The 23,984-nt window shown below is 45.5% G+C and carries 19 protein-coding genes; 7 read left to right on the top strand and 12 right to left on the bottom strand.

Annotated features, from left to right (window positions below; all coding sequences use genetic code 11):
- Nucleotides 1-293 precede the first annotated feature (293 nt).
- The 4 genes from LZ23_RS14930 to LZ23_RS14915 are packed head-to-tail and all read left to right on the top strand — an operon-like array spanning nucleotide 294 to nucleotide 6,290.
- Entirely contained in the window at nucleotides 294-1,136 is an 843-nt protein-coding gene (locus LZ23_RS14930; RefSeq protein WP_045215297.1) for an NAD(+)/NADH kinase, read from the top strand.
- Nucleotides 1,137-1,139: 3 nt separating this feature from the next.
- Nucleotides 1,140-2,909 (top strand): ARMT1-like domain-containing protein, encoded by a 1,770-nt coding sequence (locus LZ23_RS14925; RefSeq protein WP_045215296.1) that lies wholly within the window; start codon nucleotides 1,140-1,142, stop codon nucleotides 2,907-2,909.
- Nucleotides 2,906-4,150 carry a murein transglycosylase A gene (gene mltA / locus LZ23_RS14920; RefSeq protein ID WP_052507413.1) on the top strand — a complete coding sequence of 415 codons (1,245 nt, stop codon included), beginning with the start codon at nucleotides 2,906-2,908 and terminating at the stop codon, nucleotides 4,148-4,150. Before LZ23_RS14925 ends, mltA begins: the two co-directional genes overlap by 4 nt.
- The gene (locus LZ23_RS14915) at nucleotides 4,137-6,290 is read left to right on the top strand and encodes a RelA/SpoT family protein (RefSeq protein WP_045215294.1); all 2,154 of its coding nucleotides are present in this window, start codon (nucleotides 4,137-4,139) and stop codon (nucleotides 6,288-6,290) included. Before mltA ends, LZ23_RS14915 begins: the two co-directional genes overlap by 14 nt.
- Nucleotides 6,291-6,608: 318 nt before the next feature.
- Here the strand turns inward: LZ23_RS14915 and LZ23_RS14910 are convergent, their stop codons facing one another.
- Both LZ23_RS14910 and LZ23_RS14905 read right to left on the bottom strand, forming a co-directional pair.
- A complete protein-coding gene (locus tag LZ23_RS14910) occupies nucleotides 6,609-7,034 on the bottom strand; it encodes an FKBP-type peptidyl-prolyl cis-trans isomerase (protein ID WP_045215293.1) in 426 nt (141 codons plus the stop codon).
- 284 nt (nucleotides 7,035-7,318) lie between these two features.
- Nucleotides 7,319-8,749, bottom strand: coding sequence for an RtcB family protein (locus LZ23_RS14905; protein WP_045215291.1), 1,431 nt, complete (start codon nucleotides 8,747-8,749; stop codon nucleotides 7,319-7,321).
- A 299-nt stretch (nucleotides 8,750-9,048) separates the two neighbouring features.
- Between LZ23_RS14905 and LZ23_RS14900 the strand changes: the two genes are divergently transcribed.
- Nucleotides 9,049-12,027 carry a transporter substrate-binding domain-containing diguanylate cyclase gene (locus LZ23_RS14900; RefSeq protein ID WP_045215290.1) on the top strand — a complete coding sequence of 993 codons (2,979 nt, stop codon included), beginning with the start codon at nucleotides 9,049-9,051 and terminating at the stop codon, nucleotides 12,025-12,027.
- Between the two features lie 79 nt (nucleotides 12,028-12,106).
- Here LZ23_RS14900 and LZ23_RS14895 read toward each other — a convergent pair whose 3' ends face one another.
- The 9 genes from LZ23_RS14895 to LZ23_RS14855 all read right to left on the bottom strand — a co-directional run bounded on the left by LZ23_RS14895 (nucleotide 12,107) and on the right by LZ23_RS14855 (nucleotide 20,507).
- Nucleotides 12,107-12,616 (bottom strand): pentapeptide repeat-containing protein, encoded by a 510-nt coding sequence (locus LZ23_RS14895; protein ID WP_084591079.1) that lies wholly within the window; start codon nucleotides 12,614-12,616, stop codon nucleotides 12,107-12,109.
- Nucleotides 12,617-13,015: 399 nt separating this feature from the next.
- Nucleotides 13,016-13,498: a single-stranded DNA-binding protein gene (locus LZ23_RS14890; RefSeq protein ID WP_045215288.1), complete on the bottom strand. Its 483-nt coding sequence runs from the start codon at nucleotides 13,496-13,498 to the stop codon at nucleotides 13,016-13,018.
- Nucleotides 13,499-13,652: 154 nt separating this feature from the next.
- The gene (locus LZ23_RS14885; protein ID WP_045215286.1) at nucleotides 13,653-13,997 is read right to left on the bottom strand and encodes a hypothetical protein; all 345 of its coding nucleotides are present in this window, start codon (nucleotides 13,995-13,997) and stop codon (nucleotides 13,653-13,655) included.
- The gene (locus LZ23_RS14880; RefSeq protein WP_045215284.1) at nucleotides 13,997-14,647 is read right to left on the bottom strand and encodes a biotin/lipoyl attachment domain-containing protein; all 651 of its coding nucleotides are present in this window, start codon (nucleotides 14,645-14,647) and stop codon (nucleotides 13,997-13,999) included. The genes LZ23_RS14885 and LZ23_RS14880 overlap by 1 nt, the downstream gene beginning before the upstream one ends.
- A gap of 42 nt (nucleotides 14,648-14,689) precedes the next feature.
- Nucleotides 14,690-16,930, bottom strand: coding sequence for an acetyl-CoA carboxylase (locus LZ23_RS14875; RefSeq protein ID WP_045215283.1), 2,241 nt, complete (start codon nucleotides 16,928-16,930; stop codon nucleotides 14,690-14,692).
- 59 nt (nucleotides 16,931-16,989) lie between these two features.
- Nucleotides 16,990-18,396: an ATP-binding protein gene (locus tag LZ23_RS14870; RefSeq protein ID WP_045215281.1), complete on the bottom strand. Its 1,407-nt coding sequence runs from the start codon at nucleotides 18,394-18,396 to the stop codon at nucleotides 16,990-16,992.
- Between the two features lie 215 nt (nucleotides 18,397-18,611).
- Complete coding sequence (locus tag LZ23_RS14865; protein ID WP_045215280.1) at nucleotides 18,612-19,022, bottom strand: PilZ domain-containing protein; 411 nt, start codon at nucleotides 19,020-19,022, stop codon at nucleotides 18,612-18,614.
- Nucleotides 19,022-19,762, bottom strand: coding sequence for an OmpA/MotB family protein (locus tag LZ23_RS14860; protein WP_045215278.1), 741 nt, complete (start codon nucleotides 19,760-19,762; stop codon nucleotides 19,022-19,024). The genes LZ23_RS14865 and LZ23_RS14860 overlap by 1 nt, the downstream gene beginning before the upstream one ends.
- Nucleotides 19,749-20,507, bottom strand: coding sequence for a motility protein A (locus LZ23_RS14855; RefSeq protein ID WP_045215277.1), 759 nt, complete (start codon nucleotides 20,505-20,507; stop codon nucleotides 19,749-19,751). The genes LZ23_RS14860 and LZ23_RS14855 overlap by 14 nt, the downstream gene beginning before the upstream one ends.
- A gap of 191 nt (nucleotides 20,508-20,698) precedes the next feature.
- Between LZ23_RS14855 and LZ23_RS14850 the strand changes: the two genes are divergently transcribed.
- Nucleotides 20,699-21,529 carry a purine-nucleoside phosphorylase gene (locus LZ23_RS14850; protein WP_045215275.1) on the top strand — a complete coding sequence of 277 codons (831 nt, stop codon included), beginning with the start codon at nucleotides 20,699-20,701 and terminating at the stop codon, nucleotides 21,527-21,529.
- A gap of 33 nt (nucleotides 21,530-21,562) precedes the next feature.
- Entirely contained in the window at nucleotides 21,563-23,182 is a 1,620-nt protein-coding gene (locus LZ23_RS14845; protein WP_045215273.1) for a response regulator, read from the top strand.
- A 43-nt stretch (nucleotides 23,183-23,225) separates the two neighbouring features.
- On the opposite strand, the gene LZ23_RS14840 is transcribed toward LZ23_RS14845, so the two are convergent.
- A complete protein-coding gene (locus tag LZ23_RS14840) occupies nucleotides 23,226-23,972 on the bottom strand; it encodes an RNA methyltransferase (protein WP_045215272.1) in 747 nt (248 codons plus the stop codon).
- Nucleotides 23,973-23,984: the final 12 nt, after the last annotated feature.

Below are 23,984 nucleotides of genomic sequence, written 5' to 3'. Positions count from 1 at the left end.
AATATTTCAGATTTTGACATTTGGATGTGACGCAGGGACTTGTGCCGTGGAAGGGTTCAGGCAGTTAAAATATCCCGGCGGCAAAAGCTTCATAAGGGTATCAAGCTACAGGCATTGCTTCAGTGTCATGTTCCTTTCGAAAAGCTCCCAATCCTTCCATCAAGGCCATTGGCGGCATTGCAAAACTAATCCTTGAGTCAAGACCGTTTCTTGGATAAACAAGTTGCTGCCCCGAGGGTAATTTTGCAGGAACGCTGCTTGAATCTGTCCACTAAACTTGATTTCCGAGAGCTATGAGTATTAATTCAGTTATTCTTATCACTAAAAACAGAAGCAGGAAAGCTTTTGCTTTGTCCCTGAAAATGAAGTCCTGGTTAGAGGCTCAGGGCATTAAAGTTCACTTGCCCTCCAAGTCTTTACAAGGTCTTGAAGATGATCCATGCATCCCACTTTCTGACTTGATCATCATTCTTGGGGGAGACGGCACAATTTTGAGCCAGGCCAGGTTGCTGCTTGATCAAAATATCCCTTTTCTGGGTGTCAACCTTGGCGTAGTAGGGTTTATGGCTGATATTTCTCCACATTCCTGGAGGGAACAGTTGAGCGGCTTGCTGGCTACCCCTGTTCAGGTATCAAAAAGGTGTGTACTTGCTTATGAGGTGGTCAGGGACAAATCAATCATCCACAGCGGGACAGCCATTAACGAGGTCGTAATCAACAGGGGACGTCTGGCCCGTCTGGTCTGCATTAATCTGACTCTTCCAGGAGGCGCGGAGCAGCATATCCGGGCTGATGGGCTTATTGTCGCCACACCTACAGGCTCAACAGCCTACTCTGTTTCTGCAGGAGGCCCTCTGGTACATCCTGAAATGGAAGCAGTTATCATAACACCCATATGTCCATTTCTGCATGACTTCAAGCCTTTGATACTTCCATCTGACAGCAGGCTCTATGCTGGAATTCATGGAGATCATCCTGATGTGCATATGACAATTGACGGACAGACAGGTTTTAGAATCAAGCCGGGTGATCGTGTGGCCATATTCAGGCATTTCAGGGACTTTAAACTGCTGCGTTGTCCTGAACACAGCTATATTGCCAAACTGGTAGCTAAAAGGTTTCTTAAAAGGAGATAGTTAATGCCTCGACTGCCGGCCATTAATTCTGTTGCTGATATTCATACCAGGCGCGATCCTTACCTTGATGCGTGGTTTCTGCATTTTATGCTGGAAAATAATATTGAGCACCTGGTTAATCCCAAGGTGAATGCTTCAGCGGAACAGCTCAGATTTATGGTGGATCTTGATGAAGACCAGGTTTTTGCTCCCTGTACTGACTGGATGTTTGACAATTTGCTCAAAACCAGAATGACAAAAGAGCTGAAACAGGAATACGTTGACACCTGGAAAAGGGTGGTCAGGTTGATTCACGACTTTTCAGGTGATCCCTTTATTAGGAAAAAGGTATTGTCACTTTGTAAACATCTGTTTCAAAAAGCTTTAAATTCTCCTTTCATGATTCCCTCCAGACTGCTGAAGCGGATGCTGGATATTTTTCTCAGCCAGAATGCTTTGCAGGATCCCTACATGGAAATCAAAAAAAAGTATAACCGGCGGGCCGTAGAGTTTATGAATACGCCTGTTTTTTTCAGGTTTATCAGCTCATGTCCTGATTCCACTATGGGATGTGAAAAGATACAGGATCTGCGCTGGGAACTGGATCTGCTGGAACTGAAGCGTTTTTTCTGCCTGTCCACCTGGTCGGATATATGGAAGCAGGAAGAATTTCATCCTGACTCAGTGCTTGTTGAAAGAGAAATCAACAGGCAGTGGGAAGGTTTTGAGTCAGTTATGACCTCTCTGCTGGGCCCGGATAATATTTACAGTTATAAGATTCTCTACATGCCTGACAGTGCCGGGGGCATCATGTTTGACTTGCGCATCATTCAAACTTTTATCAGGCTTGGGCATAAGGTTGTATTGGCTTTAAAGGAAGGTTTTTATTACGATTACCCGACTTTATGGGACATTGATTATGATCCTGCCTTGTCAGGAGTGCTCAGGGATGCCAATATTGTTCAGGACAGTCAGGTAACAAAAAAAGATTTTTTAAAAAAGCAGCGGGAAAATCGAATTCTGGCTATATCCGACGGTACCCGTGAGAGGATGAACCTTTACCGCACCAGCATCACTTTTGCCAGAGCCTGGAAGGAGTCTGATCTGGTGGTAGCCAAAGGAAGCGGAAACTTCAGAAGGTTCATCCAGAATTCCCATCTGTTTTCCAGGGATATACTTTCCTTTTACCGTGATTGTCATGGTGAAGTGCATTTTGAATTCAAGAAACGCAGTTCCAGGGTGCGCAAGTTCATTGAGTCTGAAATTATGGCCAAGGCGGAAAAAATAAAAAAAGGAATGCTCGAGGCCAGACTGCAGGGGCAAAGGGTTTTATTCTACAGCGCAATTATTGGCAGCATACCGGGCCAGACACAAATGGCCATAAAAGTTATCAATGAATTTGCAGGTTATATGCGTGAAAGAATGGACCAGACCTATATAGTCAATCCTGCTGAACATTTTGAGCAGGGCATGGATGGAGATGATCTCATGTATATGTGGGAAATGGTTCAGCGCAGCGGACTTATTGATGTATGGCGTTTTCAGACTGTGAGTGATATTGAAAAGAGTTTTGAGCTTATGGGACAGAAAGTGCCTCCAATCTGGGCTGGCAAGGATGCGACCTATTCAACAGGCTGTACCAAGGAAATGCATATTGCCCTGGATGTGCAGGAGAAATATCCTGAAATGCAGATTATAGGTCCAAGTTCTGACAAGTTTTTCCGGCGCAGAGAATACGGGGTTGGCAAGTTCTTTGACGCCAACATTGAACGGGAGGGGGCGATCAAATCATGAGTAAAACTACACGCTGGAACAGCCTTGATGTAGTCACCAGGTTTGCAGGGATGGTGTGCTTGAGTCTGCTTGTTTTGATTTTTTGGGGATGCGCCCCCAAAGTTGTGGAACCTGATCCTGATCCTGAACCTGAGCTTAAGCCTGATCTGTATTTTATTCCTGCTGATGATAGACATGTGCTGGATGTCTTGTCTGCAGGTTTAAAGAACCAGGGGATTGCAAGCTGGCTGGAGTTACAAGAAGCCATAGAGCGGAGTCTTGTCTACCTGAACACAAGAAAACAGGAGGCTGACGCCATTTGTCGCCCAGAGTTATGCCTGCAATGGCAGGACATTACCCAAACTATGGAGACTTTGCTCTTTTTGCTGCCGGAACTTGATGACAATCCCGAATTGCTCAGGTATTATTTTGATTTTTACAAGGTAAACCCCGATGTTTTGCTCACCGGATATTATGAGCCCTTGTTGGAAGCTTCCAGGTATGAAGATCATAATTACTCCTGGCCGATTTATGCTGTTCCCTGTGATCTTTTTTCTATTGACCTGGGGCGCTTTCATCCCCGCTGGCAGGGTCAGACCCTTGTTTACCGCCAGACAGACAATGGAATTGCACCATATTATGACCGCAAAAGTATTGATCAAAAAAAGGTACTTTACGGAAGAGGACTTGAACTGGCCTGGGTGGATGATCCTGTGGATCTTTTTTTTCTGCATATCCAGGGATCGGGCAGGCTAAGGTATCCAGATGGACAATACGAACATGTGCTCTATGCCGGCCGGAATGGATTGCGCTATGTTGCGCTGGGCAGAGTTATGGTGGAAATGGGTTATCTTAAGCAGAGCGAAGTGAGCATGCAGTCCATCAGGGCTGTGCTCGAGGATAATCCAGACAAGATTCAGGAATTTTTAAACACCAATCCCAGCTATATTTTTTTTCACCTGCATGATGAAGGGCCTTATGGGTCCACGGGCCAGATTCTTACGCCTTTTGTGAGCGTGGCCAGCGATCCTGCTGTTATTCCCTGGGGATCTGCAATGATTATGGATGCTGTTTTGCCCGCTTATGGTGGTCGGAACAACTATGTTTCAGGTCCCGTCTTTGCTCAGGATACAGGCGGTGCAATCCGTGGCAGGCATCTTGATCTTTTTACCGGGTTTGGCCAGCGTGCAGAATTTCTGGCCGGAAAAATGAGAGACAGGGCAACAGTGTATTTTATGGTTAAAAAAAATGATCAGAATTAATGAAATACTGGATAAGGCTGGAGCTTATCTTTCCGGACCTGACCAGGCTCTTATACAGAAAGCCTATGTTTTTTCAGCAGCAGCCCACGCCGGACAGATTCGCCTGAGTGGTGAACCATACCTTTCCCACCCCTTAGAAGTATCCAATATTCTTGCTGAAATGCGCCTTGATGCTCCAACCATAGCTGCGGGGCTTCTGCATGATACTGTGGAAGACACCAAAGCCACTATGGAGGAGATTGATGATCAGTTTGGCCGCGATGTTGCCAAAATTGTCAGTGGTGTAACCAAAATCGGTAAAATGAGTTTTGAGTCCAAGGAAGAAGCCCAGGCTGAAAATATCAGGAAAATGATCCTGGCCATGGCCGACGATATCCGGGTGATCATGGTTAAACTGGCTGATCGAATTCATAACATGAGCACGCTGGAGTTCCAAAAGCCAATAAAACAGAAGATGGTGGCCCAGGAAACCATGGATATTTATGCTCCGCTGGCCAACCGTCTGGGGCTGTACCGCATAAAGATCAAACTGGAAGACTTGAGTCTCAGATATCTCAAACCTGACGTGTACTTTCAGGTGGAAGAGGGACTGAAAAAGCATGAGTACGTTGGAGATCAGTATATTCAGAAGGTTTGTACGTTTATTGAAGATGTGCTTAAGAAAAATCAGATTTCAGGAAAAATTTCCGGTCGCCTGAAGCATGTTTACAGTATTTACCATAAAATGATGCAGCAGGGTCTGACACTGGATCAGGTATACGACGTCATCGCCTTCAGGGTCATTGTGGACAGTATAAAAGATTGCTACGCAGTACTGGGGCTTGTCCATTCCATATGGAAGCCTGTGCCTGGCCGATTTAAAGACTATATATCCATGCCCAAGGCCAATATGTATCAGAGCCTGCATACCACAGTCATTGGACCTGATGGTGAGCGGGTAGAGATTCAGATCAGAACTGATGAGATGCACAAGATGGCTGAGTTTGGTGTTGCCTCTCACTGGAAATACAAAGAGGATGGCAAACTCAATGAAAAGGATGCCGAGAGATTCAACTGGCTGCGGCAGATTCTGGACTGGCAGGAAGAACTGAAAGATCCACGTGAGTTTATGGCCTCTTTGCGTTTTGATCTTTTTGAGGACGAGGTTTATGTTTTTACTCCGAGGGGACAGGTCAAGGAATTGCCCGAAGGGGCAACACCCATTGATTTTGCTTATCTGATCCATTCAGAAGTGGGCGACAGATGTTCCGGAGCAAGGGTTAACGGCAAGCTGGTACCTCTTAATTCCAAGCTAAAAAATGGCGATACAGTTGAGATTATAACAGATCCGCACCGGCATCCAAGCAGAGACTGGCTGAAACTGGTCAAGACCGCCAAGGCCAGAACCCGCATCAAACAATGGATTCGCAATGAAGAACGTCAACAGAGTATAAGTCTGGCCAGAGAGGTGCTGGATAAAGAAGGGCGAAAGCTTGGCATTAATATCAATCAGGCATTTAAGAAAGGTCGTTTTAAAGAAATTGCAGCAGACTATTCATTAAATTCAGAAGAGGATTTGCTGTCAGCCATTGGTTATGCCCGCATAACACCGCGACAGGTTCTTAACAAACTTTTGCCGAGAGAAGAAGAGGTAAAAGATGAATCCCTGATCCAGGAAGAGCAAAAATTCGAAGAAAAGGCTGTTCATCCCGGAGCGAAAAAGGAAGGTATCAGGATCAAGGGTGTTGGCGATGTAATGGTCAGGTTTGCCCAGTGCTGTAATCCTCTGCCTGGAGATCCAATTGTGGGTTATATCAGTCGGGGACGCGGCGTAGCCATCCATACTACTGATTGCCAGAATGTTCAGGAGATGGAGCCTGAAAGACAGATTGAGGTTTTCTGGGAAAGCGAGCTGCATAAATCTTTTCCGGCCAAGGTCAAGATAATCTGCGCCAATCAAAAGGGAGTTCTGGCCAAAATAAGCACACTTTTGACCAAGGAAGATGTTAACATTGACTCCGGATCATTCAAGTCAAATGTGGACGGCAAGAGTGAGTTGCTTTTTACAGTCATGGTGCATGATTCATCTCATCTTTATGACAGTATCGGCAAACTGCGCAAGCTGAAGGAAGTGGTGGAAGTTACAAGGCTGAGCGAATAGTCTGCCCTAAGGAAGAAGGCTGGGAGAAGGCTGAAGGGTAGGAGGCTGAAGGCTAAAGGCTAAAGGCTGAAGGCTGAAGGCTGAAGGGTAGGAGGCTGAAGGGAAGAAGGCTGAAGGCTGAAGGTTGAAGGGAAGAAGGTTGAAGGCTGAAGGGTTGAAGGGTTGAAGGCTGAAGGGTAGGAGGCTGAAGGGGTTGAAGGGTAGGAGGCTCAAGGTTGAAGATTGGGGACATTGGTCATTGTTGTTTTTGTCACTCTCACAGACTGGCCATGTGAATAGGCGAGTCTGTGAGAGTTAGGGTTGAGCCTGCTGCTGGTATTATTGCTGAAGAAGTTCAATTTCAAAGTTAAGTTCTTCACCGGCAAGAGGATGATTTGCATCAAGAGTTACTGCCTCATCCTTAACTTCCACGATAAACGCTGGAAATTCCTGACCTTCAGGGTGCCTGAGCATAAGCTGCTGACCCACAGTCATGGGAATTTCAGACGGAAACTTATCCTTGGGAACTTCCAGAATCATATCTTCACGGCGCTGGCCATAAGCCTGTTCGCAGGCTACAGTTACTTCCTTGCTGTCTCCGGTTTCCATACCCCGCACAGCGTCCTCAAATCCCTGAATTACCTGTCCCTGTCCAACTGTAAATTCTAAAGGATCTCTTTCCTTGGAAGTATCGAATACTGTTCCATCGTTGAGTTTGCCAGTGTAGTGCACCTTGACTTTAGTTCCATCCTGTACTTTCGACATCTATAACTCCTTGTTTTTGCCCCTGTAATGCGGGGCGGTTTAAAATTTCGCAACAGTTCAGACCATTGATTTCTTATCACTGCAGCGACACTTTGCGCAAATAATTGCCTCGGCAACCGGGAACAGGCACTTTTGCCAGCCTTAAATCGTAAAATAGGCAGACTTATCCGGCGGCAAAAGAGCCAGTCCCCTCCAGCTTAAAAAGTGTCGCTGTAGTGTTAATTCAAGGTTAAACTACTACAAAATTTTTTAATTTGGTTCAAATATTGGCATACACCCAGTATTCATCCCTTGATGCTGATTACAGGGCTTAGTCGTGCAACTTTTTTTGCCAGACCGGCATCGTGGGTGACCTGGATGACTCTGTTTACATCTTTGTATGCTTTGGGTGCTTCTTCAGCCAGTCCCCTCAGGGAATGCCCTCTGATTTCAATGCCTTGCTCGAGCAATGAACTGATGAGTCCTGCAGTCTTGAACTGCTTGCCTGCCTGCTTGCGGCTCATGGTCCTGCCGGCACCATGACAGGCAGAGCTGAAGCTGAGTTGTGCGCTTTCCAAAGTTCCAGTTAGAACATAGGATGCTGTTCCCATGCTTCCTCCCACAAGTACTGGCTGCCCTGTCTGCCTGTAAGGTTGTGGAAGTTCAGCTGCGCCTGGGCCAAGGGCTCTTGTAGCGCCTTTACGGTGAACAAAAAGCCTGGTCCTGACATTATTTATCATGTGCATCTCTTCACGGCAGGTGTTGTGAGAAACATCATATAAAAGTGGCATACGCGCTTCTGGAAAAATAGTCTGAAAGGCCTCGCGCATTAAATGTGTGATGATCTGACGGTTGGCCAGAGCACAGTTTATGGCTGCTCGCATGGCTCCGAGATACCGGTTTCCCAGTTCAGAATTTATTGGGGCACAGGCAAGATCACGATCAGGAAGATGCAGCTTATGTTTTGAAGCTTGAGCCTGCATAAGCCGAATATAGTCTGTAGCCACCTGATGTCCCAGGCCGCGTGAACCGCAATGTATGCTTACAACTACGTTGTCTTTGATTAGACCAAAAGCCTGCGCTGCTTCATGATCATAAATATGATCAATGCTTTGAACTTCCAAGTAATGGTTGCCTGAGCCAAGGGTTCCCATTTCCCTGGCCTGTCGCTGTTTGGCCTTGTCAGAAACATATTCAGGAACAGCTCCCTGCATGGTGCCGCCTTCTTCGCACATTTCAAGATCCTGCAGGCAGCCATATCCATTTTTGACAGCCCAGGCAGCACCTTTGCCGAGCATTCTGTCAATTTCACGCTTGCCCAGCTTGATAGAGCCTCCTACACCCAGTCCTGCAGGAATATTTTGAAAGAGCAAGTCAGCAATTAATTTACGTTGGGCATTAACCTCATCCTTGTGAATTCCAGTGAGTATGGTCCTTACACCACATGATATGTCAAAACCAACTCCGCCTGCAGAAACAACACCACCCTTTTCAGGGTCAAAAGCACCAACACCGCCAATGGGAAAGCCATATCCGCTATGGGCGTCCGGCATGGCCATGGAAGCTTTTACAATGCCAGGGAGCGAAGCCACATTGGCTACCTGGCGCAAAACATCTTCTTCCATTCGGCTCAGAAGCACATCGTCCGTGTATAAGATGGCCGGTACACGCATATTGCCTGTTGGCTCAAGCATGTACGAAGTGGAAGATTGTTGTGCTAATTGAGTCTCTGACATAGTTGAGCAGCCTAATGGTTTGAGATCATTTTTTCGATGTTATGGACTTTGTCTGCTGAAGTTCAGCGTGCAAGATTTAATTCTGTAATTATGGCAGCAGAGATTGTCAAATTTATACACGCATTACAGTAAAATGAGATTAGTTGCGAGTCTGGCTGTTTTGGGGTATGTAAAAATAGAAGCAGGCAGTTAAGAAGTTTTTTCCTGGTGGCAATTTTTTTGCTCAGCATAGTTTCTCAGGAAAAATGGCTCTGTCTGATTGTTCTAAGTCGTTTAATTTTACTAACTCAGGTCTTTTCATGTTTAAAAAAATATTTTTGATTTTTTTCTGGCTATTACTTTTTACATTCGTTTTTCCATTTTTGCAGCACTGGTCAGTTTCTTCTTTTCAATCAGCCCAGGCATCACAATCACTTTCCGGTGTTCATGCCGATATCAGCCTGACACAGGAAGAGGTAGATTTTTTAAGGCAACATCCAGTTATCCGGGTAGGTAATGAAGATGACTGGCCTCCTTTTGATTTCAGCCGCCATGGAGAACCTCATGGGTATGCCATTGAGCATCTGGAGCTTCTTGGTGAAAGGCTGGGCATCTCGTTTGAATATATAAATGGTTATACCTGGGCTGAACTTCTGCAGCTTTTCCGTGAAGATAAAATCGACCTGCTTCCTTCCCTCTGGTACTCTGATGAAAGAGCCGAGTATATGCTTTTTACAGAGCCGTTTCTTGTTTTGCCCTATGTTATTGTAACTCATCGCAATGATGAGTCCATAAATAATTTTGAAGACCTCAAGGGCAAGACAGTGGCCGTAGCCAGTGGGTATGTTCAGGAAAGCGTACTAAAGCAGCATTTTCCAGAGATTCATCGTTACCAGGTTGTAAATGTTCTGGAAGGCCTCAGGGCTGTGAGTTACGGCCATGCTGATGCATATATTGGATACCATGGAAGTGTTTCCTATTTGATGACAACCAATTTTCTTTATGACCTCAAGGTTGTTGGAGAGACAAGGGTACCAGAGCTTGGCCCCCAGGGTCTTTATATTTCAGTTCGCAAAGACATGGCTCCATTGCGGGATATCATGCAAAAGGCCATGGATTCAATTCCAGAAAATGAAAAAATCAGGCTGGGTGAAAAGTGGTTTTCCATAGAGGATCAGAGCAGGCCACAATTTTCCGCACAGGAGATACAGTTTTTACTGGACAATCCCGTTCTTACCGTCAGCAATCTAAAGCATTGGGCACCTTTCAATTTTAATGAAAACGGTCAGCCGAGAGGTTTTGTCATAGATTATATGGATCTGCTTGCTCAAAAGATGGGAATTGAGTTCAGATATATTAGCGGACCAACCTGGAACGAATTCTTGAGTATGCTGCAGACTAAAGAGATAGATATCCTGGGAGATGTGGTCAGAACAGATAAAAGAGAACATTTTATCCTGTTTACAGAACCATACTTCAATTTTTTATCAGGTATTGTGGTCAGAAGGGGGGAGGAAGATGATATCAATGAATTGAGTGACTTGAAGGGTAAAACAGTGGCCGTACCAAAAGATTTTTACTATCATGAAATTCTGGAGTATTATTTCCCTGAAATTAACATTCTGGCTCTGGATAACCCTTTAAGGTGTCTTGATGCCGTTTCATCGGGCAGGGCAGACGCAGCCTTGTCTGAAAAACCTGTATTTGATTATCTGATCAACAGGTATCTGCTTATGGATCTGGTAAATATTCCCATTCTGGAGACGGATGTCTTAGGCTCAACACCGGTTTCCGTGGGAGTACATCATGAGCAGGAATTGTTGCACAGCATACTGCATAAAACCATGAATGTTATAACCAGGGAAGAGATATCCTCTCTGAGGGACCAATGGTTTAGAACAGAACAAGCTAAAGATAAGTCATCACTGAATCTGAGCACAGCTGAAATGAATTACCTTGATTCCAAAGACTCCATCAGGCTGTGTGTCAATCCATCCTGGCAACCCTTTGAAGAGATAAGGGATAACAATCATTACGATGGAATGGTAGCCGGCATTATGCAAATGATGGAAGAACGTATTAATGTCCCTTTTTATGTCCAGGCTGCCAGCACATGGGAAGAAAGTATAACTCTTTATGAACAGGGCGAGTGTGACATCCTGACAATTGCACGTGATACTGGTCTGGATCAGGGTGCCATGCTTCTCTCCAAGCCATACCTTGAGTCACTGACAGTTCTGGTTTCCAGGGATCAGCATACCTACATACCAGATTTGAGTTCCATTGTGTGGGACAAACTGGCAGTTGTGCAGGGCGATCCCATAAAAAATTTTATTCTGACCAATTATCCTGAAATCGAAACAGTGGTCTTTGAAACACTGGAGCAGGCTTTGAGAGGGGTTTCTAAGCGCGAAGCTGATATTGCCATTGGTAACATGCATCTGGTTAGTTCTAAAATTCATGAGATGGGTCTGTATGACCTTAAAATAGCAGGTCAGACTCCATATAAAGAATTTTTCAGAGTAGGGGTCAGTCCGGAACAACCGGAATTGTTAAATATTATTGACAAGGCCATAGATGATCTTTCTTCTCAGGAAATAAACAGTATCGTCCGGCAGTGGATATCCATCAGGTATGAGCAGGGCATTGATTATGCCCTGGTATGGCAGATTGGGGTGGTGGCATCTTTTCTTGTGGCTTTTTTTCTATACTGGAACCGCAAGCTTTTCAGATTGAATCGGGAGATTGCCGATGCCCACAGGGATCTGGCTGTAAAAACCAGAGAGCTTGAAAAACTGTCCATTACTGACAGCCTGACTGGTGTCTATAACCGGATGAAAATTGAACGGATTCTGGACAATGAGATCCTCAGGGTCAATCGCTCCCGCGAGCCTTTATCAATCATTCTTCTTGATATCGACAATTTCAAGGGGGTTAATGATGAGTACGGGCATCAGGCAGGAGACATGGTTTTACAGCGGATGTCAGCTCTTTTGCAGGATAATATTCGCAGGACAGACTCTCTTGGCAGATGGGGCGGTGAAGAGTTTATGGTTGTCTGTCCGCATACAGACTACAAGGGTGCCTGGAACGTGGCTGAAAAACTGCGCTTGAAAATTATGTGTGCTGACTTTGGAGAAGTTGGAAAAATTACAGGAAGTTTCGGGGTCAGCGAGTTTGTACCTGGAGAGCATGAGGATGCTTTGCTGCGCCGTGCTGATGATGCACTGTATAAGGCAAAGAATGGGGGCAGGAACCGAACGGAAATAATTTTAAAAGATGAGCAACCGAAAAGTTGATGTTTGTTCTGTTGCAGGATTTGTGCACAGCCCGGTTATCATTTATAAACGCTTCACCCGGGGGCCTGTAACTGGCCGGTTAATCACACTGGCCAATGGATCCTTGAGCGCAGGTTGTTCCGTCATTCCATATGGTCCAGCTCAGGTTGGCCTCGCTTAAGTTAATCATGCTCAAATTGGCTGCACTGAGATCTGCACCACTTAGGTTAGCGCCTCTCAAATCAGCCTTGTACAGGTTGGCAACCCGCAGATTGGCCCCATAAAAATTAACGCCGTCCAGCTTAGCGTTGCTCAGGTTTGCGCCCCTGAGATTTACTCCACGGAAATCCGCACCGGTCAGTATGGCGCTGCTCAGTACAGCATCCTGCAGATCAGAGCCGTAAAAACTGGATTCAACAAGATTTGCTCCTCTCAGATTTGCATCTTTGAGCTCTGCCTGGCGCATGATAAGCCCTTTTAAATTGCATTCAGGGCAGCTTTTGGTTTCCAGGAACTTTTCCTTGTCAGCCTCATTCAAGCTCCACAAAGCAGTTGAAGAGAAAAGGACAAGCAAAATGGATATGACTATTGTGTGGAGTAATATTTTCATGGCAACCCTTATGTCTGGTAATTCCTGACAAATATTTTTTATCAGTCATGGAATACTTTGGAACTGACTTTATTTACTGTTTTAATCCTGCAGCAAAAACAAGAAAATTTTTGGACACTGACAAGATCAATTAGGTCCTGTAACCTGAATCTTCAGCCTTCAGCCTGAAAATCACAGCCAAGCTCCAAACTTAACATTACTTGTTTCAGTTGGATTGCGGGAAAGTCCTGCTTTAACTTTTTTCAGTGTCTCACCCGGACACACACGGGACCGAACATGAGAGTTATCTGTTTTGATAGGTGGAGCCTGCATCCTGCAGGATAAAAAGCAGGCGGCTGGAAGCCGCCTCCACATTGAACGTCGGGAATATGATAACAGTTGAGCTATCAGGTGTATCACTTAAAACGGCGCATCATCCATGCCGCCTGCTTCTGAAGGAAAGGCCGGCCCCATTTGTTCCTTGGATTCTCTGGATTCACTCTTTCGATTATCTGACTGCCTGTTATGCTCTGGTGCAGGAACATATGACTGGTCGCTTTGTCCCTGGCCTTTGGAATCCAGGAATTGTACCCTTAAGGCCTTGATTTCTGTAGTGTAGCGGTCCTGGCCCTGCTGGTCCTGCCATTTTCTTGTCTGCAGACTGCCTTCAACCAGAACCAGTCGTCCCTTGGACAGGTAATTAGAGCACATTTCTGCCTGTTTGCCAAAAGTAACTATTCTATGCCACTCAGTTTTATCAACCTTGTTGCCGTCTCGGTCTGTAAAAGACTCATCAGTGGCCAGGCTGAAGTTGGCCACAGCTACTCCACTGGCTGCATAGGCCAGCTTGGGGTCTTGACCGAGCCTGCCGACAAGGATGACCTTGTTCATGGATCCTGCCATGATTCCTCCCGGATGGTTTATATGGTTAAAATATATTCTTTGGTGATAATATCTTTATTCAGCCACCAGCCACCAGCTTTCAGCCTTTAGCCACCAGCTATCAGCCATCAGCCATCAGCCATCAGCTTTCAACTTTCAGCCATCAGCTATAACTTTAATCATTTACCACTTCCTGCATTCTGTCCAGGCCATCTTCCAACAGATAAGAAATTTTGTCAGCTTCCTGAGGGTTACGGTCAGCGAGAAAAGATTGCAGCTTAGCCTTATTTTTGTAAACTGTTTCAATATCCTTTTCAAGGTTCTGGTAAGCTTTGGGCAACTGTCCGAGCCTCATCCTGTCATATAAGGCATCAATAAGCTCTACCATAAATTCTGATCTGCTCATGTCCTGGTCAGGGTCCTGGTCAAAGGCAATTCGGTATAAACCCGACCACCTGCGCACAGCCTTTTCACGATCATGAATTCCTGCTGTGACTCTAATCTGTATTAGTTCGCCCATTATTCTTTTTCCTCCCAACTGTTTTGAATCCTGGCAACAACCTCCTTGATATCCTCAAGCTGGTCCCTGGGGCATATGCCAAGGAGCGGCGATCCCGCTTCAACACTTTCACTGGAGTTGAAATATATAGTAAATATTATTCCTGGCTGACCTTCGTAAGTGAGCACAGTTTCTCTTTTCATTCTGGAGATAATCAGTACTTCATCTCCTGGTTTGATATTAACATGACCCAAACCTTTGGCCTTGAGTTTTAAATCAATGGCAGACACAAAATAATACTTGCCCTTTTCAGGAGCGAGGAAGAGATGCAGTGTTTGTTTCAGGATAATATCAATTACTTCCTGTTTAGTCAAAAAATGCCTGATCTTCAGCAATGGAGTGCCAGCCTGAACAAACTGATTATTCTGAACATCATGAAACATGACTACCTCGCCTTTTTCGGGCGAGTAGATGGGTTTTTTATTGCCTTCACGGGTCAGGTAGGCTAGGAGGGTACCCGGTTTTTCACCCCAGTTACCAGACTTGCCGTTAACCTTGACTCCGGCCTTATTGACCACAAACTCAATTTCACCTGAATGCGGGGTGGAGACTGTTAGCTCCTTGTATGGTGCTTTCTTGATTTCATCAAGCAGAGATATTGTATCAATCAAAGGGGATCTCCTTTACGGGATTGTTTAGGGTACTTAACATGGCTATCTGTAGTACAGGAATTCACCGCCCATGGTCATAAGAGACTGATGCAGATTGTCTCGAATTTCCCTGCGGTCCCATATACCCTGAATATGTCCTCTGGACAGGGTCATGAATGCTTTGTGGTAGTGCGGTTCAATATCCTGACCTGTTGTTTCCATAATAACACCTGGACCGGCAAAGCCTATATTGGCGGAGCGTACAGCAAACTGGTACGGCGAGCACCCCAGAAAACTGGCTACAGGACCTGCGTAGGAGTTGGTGTCGTACAGAACAAGGTACAGACCACCTGATTCTAAGTAGCGCCTGACTGCCAGGGTGCATCTCGGCATCTGGATGACTCCGTTGGTGCCTTCCTGAATTCGTATTCCTGCAGTTCCATGAACATAGGCCAGAAAAGGAAGGTGCTTTCTTTTGGCTGTTTCAGCAGCCTGAATAAACTTTTCTCCTTCTGCCAAACCAACGCTTCCTCCTCGAAATCCAGCCATGAGCATGGCCACAACCACCCTTACGCCCTTGATACTTGCCTCAAAAGTCATGCATGAACTTTTATGCCCGGTTTTTTTCTGGGCTTGAATAATCTTATTGTCCAGGCCATCAAATTCAAGGGGATTGGAGCTCTCTATTCTGGAGTTGAATTCCCTGATGGACCTGCTGTCGAATACATTGAAAAGATACCATTCATACTCCATGGGAAAGTGATGCCCGCAATTACTGCAGACTCCTGCGAAATCGCTGAACAGGTCAGGAATCCAGAGATCAAGGCAGCCGAATTTGGAGCTGTTGGGGCAGGTTATGGTCCTGTCCTGGTTGGCCTGAGGGCTGATATAACGACAATGCTCGTCCCAGGTTATTCCTGGTTCCCATGAAGAAAGAGTAGTTAATTGACATGTGTTTTCCTGTTCTTTCTTAAAGCCGGGAATTTTTTTGATAATTTCGGAGCCTTTGTTCATGATGCGGCCGAATACCGCCTGCACCTCACCTTGAACGTCTTCGGCCAGGTGAGTTATTTTTCTCTGGTGTCTGCCCAGGAACTCGTAGCGTAAAAACGAGTATATGGACCAGTTAACCTCATTGATTTTGGTAATGACCTTATGCCAGGTTGCTGTTCTGTCAACCAGGTACTTCAGGCTGTAGGACCTGAATTTCTGGTAGCGCTGCCAGGTGAGTCGTTCCATGGACTTGGGAGAAAGTCCCCAGCGCACATAAATATTGGGATTGTTAAGTTTACGCAGGGCAATAGCTCTGAACAGCTTAAAGCCCCTGACAGACAAAATTACTTCATCAGTGGCAAGGATAACTTCCTGGCGCAGTTTCTTGAAAAAGTCAAAATGCTCTGAGCGGGCTCCGAGAGGTGGTTCCTGCAGAATACGGTCTATATAGCCCATTCTGAGGTTATCCTGAGCTGTGATTTTAAGCTGCTGAGCACATCGGTCTACAAGTTCAGGAGTAGCTCTTGCTCCTCCCCGAAGCCTTCCTTCAATGGCAGCTGCTCCTTCAGGGGAAATTACGGAATAGTATCCGTGAGACATCATTATCCTGGTGTCAGCCAGGCCAATGGCTTCAGCACCACCGGATCCGCCCTCGGAAATAACTGCTATAACAGGAACCTTAAGGCCGGCCATGGTGTAAATATTTTTGGCAATCTGCTGGGCTGCTCCCGGATAATCTTCAATGGGAAATGCTCCAGGAGTAAAAATATATGTATGGACAGGGATATTTTCTGTTTCTGCAACTTTCATGTATTCCAGTGCCTTGGCATTGCCCCAGGGCTTCACAGATCCGCCGTTGCGAAACTCCTGTCCATGACCTTTTTCCTGGCCTATGACCATAACCGGCTGCTTGTAGATCTTTTTGCCCACCTTGCGGGTAATGTATGCCCTGGCAATGATCATGGCCGGATCAATGCTGTACTCATCCTGCCCACCTATTTCCGTGTAATTGTCATAAACATTTTCAAGGATATCTTTAAGAGATATTCTTTGAGGATGTCTGACGATTCTGACCCGGTCCATGGGTGTGAGTTCTTTTTCCAGTTTGTTTTCCAGGAAGTGAAAAAGATCCTGCAAAGAAGAGAGATGCCTTTTAATTTGCCCGGCATCTAAGCTGGACTGATTTTTTTTAAAATCATTCAGTTTGGATCTGAGCAGGGCAACGTTGGCGTTTTCACGGTTGCCGAAAATATCTTCAATGTATCTGAGACGTTCTGATAAATCCAGAATCTGTTTTTCTGCTTGATTCATATTGGTGCACTTGGTTTGATGTTAAAGCTTGGAAAGCTGAGTGAGCGGGACGCGATTGACTAAAAAACAAGAATATCGCGGGTTTTGCTTTTTAAAAATTCAATGTTGGATTTGAGAGGCTCTCCGGCCGGATTGGTCCCCTGAAGAATCAGTTTTTCAAGAAATATTTCTCCCCGCATTTTAGCCTGATCAAGGTTTTCACCCCAGACAATGCCCAGTGCCAGATTGGGATCAAACTCAGTAGGTATGTCATATGGCCTTTGAGTAGGAACATGAGTGTGCATTCTCAGCCAGGGGTAATCAGTCCAGCTGAATTTTTCTATGCGGCCTACCCAGGGGGTGAAATTATTGTCAGGATCCTCTGCAAGAATACGGTATTCTATGCCTACCCCGTTAAAGACGATATCGCTTTGATCGTAACCCAGCTCAAATCCCAGACCTGCTCTGATCTGCTCTTTGAGGAGATTAACCTCTTGATCATTGATGGTGGAGATAATGGCAGACACGCCGTTTTCAACCTGAATGCGGGTATTGACTTCCATTAAAAACGGGTGTCCCATGGGACTTATGATCCATTCCCAGGTCCCCACACTATCATAGCCCACTTCTCTTGCCATGCGCAAAGAGTATTCCGTGATATCTTCAAGCACTTTGGAGGCATCAAAGGCATAGCTGATGTTTTCGGGATCAAATCCAGGGGCTACTTCAATGCGTTTTTGTCTGCCAATACTCTGCACTGTGCAGTTCCGGGTTCCGAAATGGACTGCTCCTTTATGCTTGTCACCAAGAATCTGCACTTCAAGATGATTGAAATCAAAAATTCTCTGCTCGATGAGTACGCCTTCATCCCTGAACTGACGCTTGGAATAGTTCTTAATTCTTCTGAGCACTGTTCTGAACCTGTCCAGATCGTTAACCTCTTCAATGCCCATCCCCCCCCCGCCTGCAGAGGCCTTGACCAGAATGACCGGTTGATGCACCCCGATTTCCTTTTGAAAGGTAAAAAGGGAGGTTGCAAGCTCTTCAGCTTCCATGTCATCAAAGATGGGCCGATCCGATCCCGGTACTGTGGGCACGTCAAGTCGTCTAGCCAGCCTTTTGGTATTTATCTTGTCACCGAGTTCCTGAATTATATTCCATGATGGACCAATAAAAGCAAGTTTTCTGGACCTTTGTTCAGCCCGCCTGGCAAACCTGTAATCTTCGGCAAAAAAACCATATCCGGGGTGAACGGCTGTGCATCCTGCAGCATCTGCCACAGCAAAGATTTCGTTAGGATCCTGATATGAGCTTATGCGGTAAAGAGCTTTTTCACCACCCTTTTTCATGGCTTCGGTACAATGTTCGGAATTGGCATCTTCTCTGGTGTAGACGCAAGTGAATCTTGCGCCAAGCTCTATGCATGCCTGCATTATTCTGAGAGCTATTTCTCCTCTATTGGCAATCAGTATATTGTGTTTGTTCATGATAGTAAAATAACTTGAGAGTTAAAAGTTATCAGTTAATTGTTAATAGTTGAGAGCTTCCCACCCGGTCGGCCCGGGACCGAACTTGTGAGTAACTGTCTTTATAGTGGAGCCTGCATCCTGCAGGCTATTAAGGCCAGGCGGCTGGAAGCCGCCTCCACATTAAAGAACAGTCTCATATTTGGAAAATGAGACTGTCCCTTGAAATGGTCTCATCACGTTTCCTGTTTTGTTTCATTTTCTTTCTTTTTTCTGTGAAACTCAAGCATTTTTTTCTGAACTTCCAGAATCAGTTTGTCAAGTCTGGCTTCCTGACGCAGAGTTATTTCTGAAAACTGGCAGGCTGCCATATTATCATCTATCTTGACAATTTTTCCTTTAATCTCGTCAAGGAAAACCCTGTTTTTTATAAGTATTGAAAGTTCAACTTCAAGACCTTCTTCAAGTCCGTGCTCTTTCATATGAGAAAGAGAAAGGGCCATTCCACCTGCACTTATATCAAGGGCCGGGAACTCTTCAGGCATATTTTTTATTTTTGCCTTGAGATTAGGCACTGCAACCCGATAGGCTTTTCTTGGTGATGAGCTCTCGTAGTCTATTTGTAATTGATCGTTAAACATATCCATTACTGACCTCCAATTCTCTTTTCAAGTACAAACTCCACCCTCCTGTTGCGGGCCCTGTTTTCTTCCGTGTTGTTGGGAAATAGTGGTTGAAGATCCGCAAACCCGGTAGCGGTCATCCTTTTTGGTTCAATGCCCAGTTCCATAAGGTAGCGCAGAGTATTAAGGGCTCTCAGGGATGAAATTTCCCAATTATCCTGAAAACGACCACCCGTCCTGGGTGGAATATTATCAGTATGTCCCTGAATGTTTATCTGCTGATCATGATGTCTGATAAATACTTCTCTCATTTGTTCCAGGATGCGTTTGCCTTCAGGGGTGAGCTCGACCTGTCCCAGGCCGAACAGAGCGCTGGCTGGCAGACGCAGGGTGATTAGCCCTTCCTGCAGACGGGCACCCACTATGCCGTCAAGGCCTTCCTGACTGTAATAGTATTGTATATCTGAAAAAACCTGTTGTTGTGCTTCAAGCATCTGTCTGTACATGGTTGCCTGATCCATCAGCACACCTGAAGTGTCAGTTCTTATCCGAAGCCCCCAGTCTTCGGTCTCCTGCTTGCCAAGAGACTGACGCACGGAAAGAATAGTCTGCTCGAATTTCTGATCGCTTAAGGTTGAAAAGGAGAACAGAAGGATGAAAAAAACGAGAAGCAGCAAGGCAATGTCAGCAAAGGTAGTCACCCATGCTCTGGTGTCATCATCTTCGTCGTCATAGTATGTTGCAGTATGTTTATCTTCTTTCATTTCTTCTCTCCGAAGGCGGTACAAATGATGAAAGCTTTTCGTAGACTATTCTGGGGTTGTTGTTTTCCAGGATTGACTGAGCTCCCTGAAAAATAATCTCAAGATGCAGGGTTTCCTGCTGTGTCCTGCTTTTAAGTTTTCCGGCAATGGGTAAAAAGAGCAGAGTAGCCAGTAAAGCCCCATAAAATGTGGTCAGAATGGCCACTGCCATGGCCGGTCCTATGGTGGCCGGGTCATCCAGTCTGGTAAGCATCTGCACGAGACCGATGAGAGTGCCGATCATGCCAAAGCTTGGAGAAAAGGTGGCCATTTTTTTGAAGACATCCTGAATAATGGCGTGCCGGTTTCTAAGAGAAGTAATTTCAATACGAAGGGTTTCAGCAATCATCATTGGGTCTGTGTTGTCGGCAATAAGCTGGCAGGCTTTTTTTAAAACAGCATTTTCAGTTTTGATATTTTCTAAAGCCAGCAAACCGTCCCTGCGACTGATATCAGCGATTCTGACCATGGTATTGACAACATCATTGGAGTTCACACTTCTTTTGGAAAAAATGTAAAAAGCAGCTCTGAAGGCCTTATTGATCTGGTTGACTGGGAAGTTGATGGTGGTGGCCGCCATTGTGCCGCCCATGACAATCATCATGCCGGGTATGTTGACAAAGGTGTCAACAGCGCCACCAATGATAATGGCTCCAATAACCAGAGAAAACCCGACTATGATCCCAAAAAAAGTTGCAATATCCATTAAAGGTCCTTAAAAAGAAATCAGTTAACACATAAGTTATACTTTTTAATGTCCGGTGGTTCATCACAGGGCGACATCAGTCGTAAAAAATCAAGTTTCCGTGCCGCACCCAGTGGACTTTTTTTAAAGTGATGAATTTTTTCGTTAAGAGGTACATACATCAATAACTCGATGAGGTAAACATTAGCACTATGTCTGAAAAAACAAAAGTACTGCAGGGGCAGAAATTTCTAAAAGACAGTTATCCTGATTTCAGGCCCCGACTGCTTATGGTTCTGGGCAGTGGGCTTGGGAGCATGACGGGTGTCCTTAACCCTGTACACAGCATTAATTATAGTGAAATACCGGGGTTTCCCCGGTCAACCATAAAAGGACATACAGGCAGGCTTATGCTTTGTCGACTCGGCAAAAGCGAGGTTGCTGTTCTTTCAGGCAGGGTTCATCTTTATGAAGGGTATACAGCGCAAGAGGTGGTTCGCCCTTTGCGGATCATCAGTCTCTGGGGGGCCGAGACTGTTTTTTTGACCAATGCGGCTGGCTCCCTTAATCCACTTTTTGAACCGGGAACCATAATGGGTATTACTGATCAGATCAATTTGACAGGTGAAAACCCTTTGTGCGGAGAAAATATTGATGAGTGGGGACCCCGATTTCCAGATATGAGCAGGCTGTATTGTCAGGACCTTTTGACATCTGCCCGCAAAACTGCCGTCAAGATGGGGTTTCATCTGCACCAGGGAGTGTATATGGGCATTAAAGGGCCCTGTCTTGAAACGCGAGCAGAGACAAGGGCATTTCGCAAACTTGGGGCTGATTCCATAGGCATGTCCACAGTACTGGAGTCCATTGCTGCAGCACATATGGGAAAAAGTATCCTTGGTCTTTCGTGTCTGACCAATCATAATCTTCCTGACTGCATGCAGGTAACTTCCCACGAAGAGATCCTGCAGGTGGCTGACAGAACCAACAGGCAGCTTACACTGTTTCTCAAAGAACTTGCCCTTGAGTCATGCGGGGTATGATAAAAATCAACATATTATTTTAAGGAGTTTTTCATGGACGTTGACCCGCAGCATTTGATTTCTGAGCTATCGGACAATATTGATAAAAAGGATACCATTAAGGCTAATATAGTCCTTGCCTACCTTAATGACACTGACAAGGATACCCAGAAAAAGATTATTAACCTTCTGGAAAAAGGTGATCCGGATTTTACCATCCCTCTGCTTACAGGGCTGATACAGAAGAACAAGTCCATCACTACCAACCTTCCAGATATTCGGGGTATTCTGATTTCCAAATCATTAGAACAGCCTGACTTTCTGCTCAAGACCATTATGGACAAGGTTGAACCAAGAGAGCTGTTCATCAATATTGCTGCTGAGGCCAGGGTGGACGGTGCGTCGGCAGTACTTTTGAATATAATGGCCAATGAACTTGATGAAAAGGTCATCAAGGAAGCCATAATAGGACTTGGGACGCTGGGCTTTCCTGGGGCCACCAACGCCATAAGTGAGTTTTTATATTCCAACAATAAAACTCTTATTCTTGAAGCCATCAGAGCGCTGGGAAGGATAGGGACGCCGACAGCCATGCAGAGGTTAGCGGAAAAAATGGGAGCTGATCATCAGATCGATATTCTTATTCTGGATGTCTTTTCTCAGATTCAGGATCAGACTTCCATAAACAAACTTAATCAGACCATTGGTTCGCATTATGCACATTTAAGAAATTATGCCAAGGCTAAACTGACTCGTATTGGGGCAAAAGCAGTGCCGACCCTTGGAGAAAATTTGTTTTACAACGACCCAGACCTGCAGGTGCATACACTTAATGTTCTCGGGGCCATTGGGGATTCCTCTGCCCTTGTTCCCATCAGAAAGCTGCTCAGCCAGGAACCAGCTGATGCCAATGTGCGCTTTGCTGCTTACGAGACCCTGGGTCAGCTGCCTCTTGATAAGGGATCTTACATTCTGGCCAGAGGATTGACGGACAAGGAAGAACATGTGTGTGTGGCGGCTGCATCAGCCATTGACCGTAATCTCAATGAGGTTCTTGTGGCTGGTGTCAAGAACATGGTCAAAGAACGTGACCATGATGCACTTAAAACAGTAAGGTCTATAATCAGCGCTCAAGCCAAAAACCTTTTTATTGCTTTGATCGAATATCCATTTTTTCAGGACATGGCTCTTGGCTATCTAACTAAAAACGCTGCTCCAGACCTGCAGAATTTTTTTCAGTCTCTGCTGCAGAAATATGGATACCTGCACCTGGCTGAAAAGATTGAAGGTGAAAAGCCTCAGGCTGCAGCAAGACCTGTGGCTGTGGCTGTAGATGACTCCAAGATGATCTTGAATATATACAAGAGCACTCTTTACGAAATGGGGTTTGAGCCTGTTTTATTCGAATTTCCGAGAAAGGCCCTGGACTGGCTTAAGAATAACAAACCCCAGGTTGTTTTTACTGATTTGAATATGCCGGATATGACCGGGATTGATTTGATCCAGGGCATAAGAGAAATCTATTCCAAAAATGATCTGCCTGTCATTATGGTTACCACCCAGAATGAAACGCAGGATAATGAAGACGCGAGAAATGCCGGAGTAAACGATATTACTTTCAAGCCTTTTTCCAAAGAGAGTCTGACCAGTGTTTACCAGGAATCTTCCTGTTGATTCATACCGGCTTAATTGTAATGCACCACTGTTATAGTCATTTTTATTGTGGTCCCTGATTGTTTTTATGCGCCATCCACTTGATCTGCCTGCAAATGCCCATAAGCAGATTGAATTCATGATGGCGCAGGTCTTTTTTGGACAGCAGACGCTTGAGAGGCATCATAAAATAATCGGGATTGTCCTGGTCAAGAAAATCTATGGTCAGAAGGGCTTCGCGGATGTTCTGGTTCAGGATCATGGACTCCTGCCGGGTGATAAGACGTGAATCTCCTGGTTTGATCTGGCGGCAATCTGAAGCAGGTATGAGTTTGAAGCACTCATAGAGCACTATTAGAACGGCTTGAGCCAGGTTCAGGGACCAGGCCTCCTTAGAGGTGGGAATGGATATAATATGGGAGCAAAGCTCCACTTCTTCATTAGTCAGTCCTTTATCTTCGGGGCCAAACACCAGAGCGCACGAAGGTGTTGATTTTTCAACATCCATAATGCTCTGAGCTGCTTCCCATGGATTCAGGATGCCCTTGCGCCATTTTCCCACTCTGGCGGTTGTGGCGTAAACCCGGTGGAAATCTTTCAAGGCTGTTTCAAGACTGTCATGGACTTGGGCCTGCTCAATAAGGACTTTGCCCTTAGATGTGGCAAGAGGAGCTGCCTTTTTCAGGTCAAAACTGCGTGGGCTTACGAGCACAAGGCTGGAACACCCCATATTTACGCAGGCTCTGGCCACTGAACCAATATTTTCAGAAAACTTGGGCCTGCAAAGAACTACTGACACATGGGTAAGCATTGTAAGGTTTGT

Origin of the sequence: Desulfonatronovibrio magnus (assembly GCF_000934755.1) — a bacterium.
Lineage (GTDB): Bacteria > Desulfobacterota > Desulfovibrionia > Desulfovibrionales > Desulfonatronovibrionaceae > Desulfonatronovibrio > Desulfonatronovibrio magnus.
This window is presented reverse-complemented; position numbering and strand designations above follow the sequence as displayed.

What these genes read in the sequence shown, in the direction of transcription:
- LZ23_RS14930 (WP_045215297.1), top strand. Translation starts at nt 294, where the DNA reads ATGAGTATTAATTCAGTTATTCTTATCACTAAAAACAGAAGCAGGAAA.
- LZ23_RS14925 (WP_045215296.1), top strand. Translation starts at nt 1,140, where the DNA reads ATGCCTCGACTGCCGGCCATTAATTCTGTTGCTGATATTCATACCAGG.
- mltA (WP_052507413.1), top strand. Translation starts at nt 2,906, where the DNA reads ATGAGTAAAACTACACGCTGGAACAGCCTTGATGTAGTCACCAGGTTT.
- LZ23_RS14915 (WP_045215294.1), top strand. Translation starts at nt 4,137, where the DNA reads ATGATCAGAATTAATGAAATACTGGATAAGGCTGGAGCTTATCTTTCC.
- LZ23_RS14910 (WP_045215293.1), bottom strand. Translation starts at nt 7,034, where the DNA reads ATGTCGAAAGTACAGGATGGAACTAAAGTCAAGGTGCACTACACTGGC.
- LZ23_RS14905 (WP_045215291.1), bottom strand. Translation starts at nt 8,749, where the DNA reads ATGTCAGAGACTCAATTAGCACAACAATCTTCCACTTCGTACATGCTT.
- LZ23_RS14900 (WP_045215290.1), top strand. Translation starts at nt 9,049, where the DNA reads ATGTTTAAAAAAATATTTTTGATTTTTTTCTGGCTATTACTTTTTACA.
- LZ23_RS14895 (WP_084591079.1), bottom strand. Translation starts at nt 12,616, where the DNA reads ATGAAAATATTACTCCACACAATAGTCATATCCATTTTGCTTGTCCTT.
- LZ23_RS14890 (WP_045215288.1), bottom strand. Translation starts at nt 13,498, where the DNA reads ATGGCAGGATCCATGAACAAGGTCATCCTTGTCGGCAGGCTCGGTCAA.
- LZ23_RS14885 (WP_045215286.1), bottom strand. Translation starts at nt 13,997, where the DNA reads ATGGGCGAACTAATACAGATTAGAGTCACAGCAGGAATTCATGATCGT.
- LZ23_RS14875 (WP_045215283.1), bottom strand. Translation starts at nt 16,930, where the DNA reads ATGAATCAAGCAGAAAAACAGATTCTGGATTTATCAGAACGTCTCAGA.
- LZ23_RS14870 (WP_045215281.1), bottom strand. Translation starts at nt 18,396, where the DNA reads ATGAACAAACACAATATACTGATTGCCAATAGAGGAGAAATAGCTCTC.
- LZ23_RS14865 (WP_045215280.1), bottom strand. Translation starts at nt 19,022, where the DNA reads ATGGATATGTTTAACGATCAATTACAAATAGACTACGAGAGCTCATCA.
- LZ23_RS14860 (WP_045215278.1), bottom strand. Translation starts at nt 19,762, where the DNA reads ATGAAAGAAGATAAACATACTGCAACATACTATGACGACGAAGATGAT.
- LZ23_RS14855 (WP_045215277.1), bottom strand. Translation starts at nt 20,507, where the DNA reads ATGGATATTGCAACTTTTTTTGGGATCATAGTCGGGTTTTCTCTGGTT.
- LZ23_RS14850 (WP_045215275.1), top strand. Translation starts at nt 20,699, where the DNA reads ATGTCTGAAAAAACAAAAGTACTGCAGGGGCAGAAATTTCTAAAAGAC.
- LZ23_RS14845 (WP_045215273.1), top strand. Translation starts at nt 21,563, where the DNA reads ATGGACGTTGACCCGCAGCATTTGATTTCTGAGCTATCGGACAATATT.
- LZ23_RS14840 (WP_045215272.1), bottom strand. Translation starts at nt 23,972, where the DNA reads ATGCTTACCCATGTGTCAGTAGTTCTTTGCAGGCCCAAGTTTTCTGAA.